Annotated in this window: 2 protein-coding genes; one reads left to right on the forward strand and one right to left on the reverse strand. The window is 46.5% G+C overall.

Translation table 11 applies throughout. From position 1 onward, the window contains the following. Window positions 1-13 precede the first annotated feature (13 nt). Window positions 14-952, reverse strand: coding sequence for a transcriptional regulator LrhA (gene lrhA, locus CXQ94_RS23540; protein WP_000622290.1), 939 nt, complete (start codon window positions 950-952; stop codon window positions 14-16). 919 nt (window positions 953-1,871) lie between these two features. On the opposite strand from lrhA, the gene alaA reads away from it, so the two are divergent. Next, a complete protein-coding gene (gene alaA, locus CXQ94_RS23545) occupies window positions 1,872-3,089 on the forward strand; it encodes an alanine transaminase AlaA (RefSeq protein ID WP_058905359.1) in 1,218 nt (405 codons plus the stop codon). Window positions 3,090-3,108: the final 19 nt, after the last annotated feature.

Below are 3,108 nucleotides of genomic sequence, written 5' to 3' on the forward strand. Positions count from 1 at the left end.
TATCGTCCGTCGATTACTCGATATCCCTTTCAATCAACAATGAATCATCCCCTTCCGGAGCAGACATTGGGCTGTATTGCCACGGATTATGGTAGCTCTCCATCGCCTGATAGATCACCTGGGCCAGCTCATTATTACTGGACGGATCATAGCACAGCAAATATTCGGTATCAGGTAGCGGCGGTAAGCCATCTACTCCACTCAGCACACGCAGGTCCGGGCTCATCATCTCAACCGGCCTTGCCGTCACGCCAAGACCGGCTTTCACTGCCGCACGAACGGCCGGAAGCGTCGAGGCGACATAAGCCAGTCGCCATGGAATATCTGCTTTATTAAGCGTCGCCAGCACCATATCGCGAAACGGACTTGGATCATCCAGCAATACAAGAGGGATCGGCTCACCTTTTTGCAATACGTATTCCGCTGCGCAGTACCAGTGTGTTGGCGAGGTACGCAGGTTCAATGCCTTAAAGGTAGAAGGACGATGGGTGGTTACCATCAAATCCACTTCCTGGGATTCCAGCATTTCTGCCATATAGGCATTACGTTTAACGCGGACATCCAGCGCTAATTTCGGATAAACCGAACTCACGCGATTTAACAGGAAAGGTAAGATCGTATCGGCAGATTCATCTGAAGCACCGATAGTTAACACGCCCTGAAGATTACTGAACATTAATGATGAGCAGGCCTCATCATTAAAACGCAGGATTTTCCTGGCGTAACCAAGAAGTTGAATGCCATGTTCAGTTAACAGTTTGTTGCGACCGTGACGAGCGAACAGTTCTTTCCCAACGAGTTGTTCCAGACGCTGCATTTGCTGACTTACGGCGGACTGAGTACGACACACAGCGGCAGCTGCGGCAGCAAAAGTGTTCAGATCGGCAACAGCAACAAATGTTCTCAGCAGATCGAGGTCGAGGTTAATTATCGGACGATTTGCACTTATCATATATTATCACTTACTGGCGGCTCATACTGAGCTGGTTAATGCTGTGCACACACAAACAAGCAATTCCATTTGTAATGTGCCTCCCTGGCAGTTTCATCCGGAACCCGGACGAAAGTAAAAATGCATATGAGTTGCACTAAAAAAGCGACTCACATTGTTCCGTTATAATGCCTGAAGTAGATCACAGAATATATCTTCAGGGATCGCATATCTATTAAGTTACTCACTCTTTTCTATTTATGACATGCGCGTGTTTGTATAAATGTAAATGTGAGTCCTTGTTCCACTCTCGTGCAGCATCGCTGGTCATACGCGAACACGTACAAACAGCAATGGTAAGGCGGCATCAAGAGCAGGGATCCGTCATTTATGCGAGCATTTTACCCCAAAAACCTTTTATTTATAAGGGTCATTGCGAATTATCTGATGCAAAGTTATGTTATGTTAGGCAAAGTAATCTTCTATTATTAATAAGCACATCAAAACCTTTTTGAATATTAAATAATAATTAATTAGCATCATCCTCATTCATTAATTCCGCTTAACAATAGTTTCACACCTTGCCCCCATTACGACACCTCGGAAATCATCACGCTGTTAAACTCTCCGTAATGCGGAAATATCATCATCGCGTTTCATTAGTGAATTCTTAAATGAGGCATTTTCACACAATTATCTTACAGATAAAAAAACCAGACTTACAATTAAGAATCAGAACAATTCACTATATAACATTGCATGTAAAGCATATACACCTCATTATTTTGTCATTATTAAGTTATTAACAGCACAATCGAGCCTTCCCCTCTGGCAAAATCTTATTCTGCAGACCTTCAAAACACCGTCCTGGGGGAGTACATTGTTCTAAGCTGACTTCCACGGCAGGGAGTGGCGATAACAGCAAAAAAGGTCAAGATTCATGTCCCCCATTGAAAAATCCAGCAAATTAGAGAATGTCTGTTATGACATCCGTGGTCCGGTGCTGAAAGAAGCAAAACGCCTGGAAGAAGAAGGTAACAAGGTACTGAAACTGAACATCGGCAACCCAGCCCCGTTCGGTTTTGACGCGCCAGATGAAATCCTCGTTGACGTGATACGCAACCTGCCTACCGCTCAAGGGTATTGCGATTCCAAAGGTCTTTACTCCGCGCGTAAAGCCATCATGCAGCACTACCAGGCTCGTGGCATGCGTGATGTTACCGTGGAAGATATTTACATCGGCAATGGTGTATCGGAGCTTATCGTTCAGGCAATGCAGGCATTGCTGAACAGCGGGGACGAAATGTTGGTTCCTGCACCAGATTACCCACTATGGACCGCGGCGGTTTCGCTTTCCAGCGGTAAAGCGGTGCATTATCTTTGCGATGAATCCTCTGACTGGTTCCCGGACCTCGATGATATTCGCGCTAAAATTACGCCTCGTACGCGTGGGATCGTTATTATCAACCCAAATAACCCAACCGGCGCGGTATATTCCAAAGAGCTTTTAATGGAGATTGTGGAGATTGCACGTCAGCATAATCTCATTATCTTCGCCGATGAAATTTATGACAAAATTCTCTACGACGACGCTGAGCATCACTCAATTGCACCGCTGGCACCTGACCTGCTGACCATTACCTTTAACGGACTGTCGAAAACGTACCGCGTTGCAGGCTTCCGTCAGGGGTGGATGGTGTTGAACGGGCCGAAAAAACACGCCAAAGGCTACATCGAAGGTCTGGAAATGCTGGCTTCAATGCGCCTGTGTGCTAACGTTCCTGCGCAACACGCCATTCAGACCGCGCTAGGTGGTTATCAGAGCATCAGTGAATTTATTACCCCTGGCGGTCGTCTTTATGAGCAGCGTAAACGCGCGTGGGAACTGATCAACGATATTCCGGGCGTTTCCTGCGTGAAACCTCGTGGTGCGCTGTATATGTTCCCGAAAATCGACGCCAAACGCTTTAACATTCACGACGATCAGAAAATGGTGCTGGATTTCCTGTTGCAGGAAAAAGTTCTGTTGGTGCAAGGGACGGCATTCAACTGGCCGTGGCCGGATCACTTCCGCATTGTCACGCTACCGCGTGTCGATGATATCGAGCTGTCTTTGAGCAAGTTCGCGCGTTTCCTTTCTGGTTATCATCAGCTGTAATCTTAATTTCACTGCCGGA

The sequence above is a fragment of the Arthrobacter sp. GMC3 genome (genome assembly GCF_002929305.1).
GTDB lineage: Bacteria > Actinomycetota > Actinomycetes > Actinomycetales > Micrococcaceae > Specibacter.